We start from the raw sequence: 845 nt of genomic DNA, 5'->3' as shown, positions 1-845 counted from the left end.
GGGACAGATTTATTTTAGTAGCTTGTCCCGTCCTGAATAAGGTTTAGGCCTGCTTCAGAACTAGATAGTCGATCAAATAAATCTGTCCCCTTATTTTCCATGTTCAGGGTTCGCCACTTACTGTGCCCCTGCCTGATACAAGGCATTTGGACGCGCATATGCCAGGAGGGTTTAGATATAATCCGGGCGGTCCAGGGTCGGCTCTCCCGGCCTACCCTCCGAAAAAAGGAGCTGAATAATGCATTCCGTACCGCTAGAGCATGAGAAACAAAAGTTAATTTTCTACGTTGCTCAGGATTTGGATCAGTCCATTCGATCTAATGTGCAGCAGCTTGTGAATGAGGTCGCCGCGTCAAGAATATGGAGCATTGCCCCGCCAACCTTTATTGACGCAATAGACGAAGGTGGCGCGGAAGTAGTGGGTGGAATGTTAGAGATTTATTCAGCACTGCAACCAAGCATACTATCTATTGATATGGACTCGAAAAATCTAGATGAAGTAGAGGAATTAATCTGTGCCGTAAAAAAACTATCTGAAAAAGAAAATCTTTCCTTTGAGTTTCAGCTAGGTACTACTTTTGTCGGCGCCATTGATGATGGTGTTATTGATCGAATCTTGCTGGAGGGGCTGCTTGTGCCGTGGCGAAATCATATCAAAGGGAAAAGTTGAGTTGGTGCAAAAGAGGCAGGCTCCATCAGTGCGGGCCCCAAAATCCCTCCAAAACTGCAACCTCTATCGAATCCTCCTTAAAAGAAAGGGGACAGATTTATTTGATTTTATGAGGTCTATTTTCTCCGATTAAATAAATCTGTCCCCTTTTTTCTCGTCCCCTTTTTTCTCAGAG

1 protein-coding gene is annotated in these 845 nt (G+C 44.6%); it reads left to right on the top strand.

What is annotated here, in order from left to right; all coding sequences use genetic code 11:
• Positions 1-238: 238 nt before the first annotated feature.
• Positions 239-670 carry a hypothetical protein gene (locus tag GNF76_RS29245; protein ID WP_155586502.1) on the top strand — a complete coding sequence of 144 codons (432 nt, stop codon included), beginning with the start codon at positions 239-241 and terminating at the stop codon, positions 668-670.
• Positions 671-845: the final 175 nt, after the last annotated feature.

Source organism: Pseudomonas spelaei, assembly GCF_009724245.1.
In the GTDB taxonomy this organism is placed as follows: Bacteria; Pseudomonadota; Gammaproteobacteria; order Pseudomonadales; family Pseudomonadaceae; genus Aquipseudomonas; species Aquipseudomonas spelaei.
Note: the sequence above shows the minus strand (reverse complement) of the source record. Positions and strands in the feature narration are given on the sequence as shown.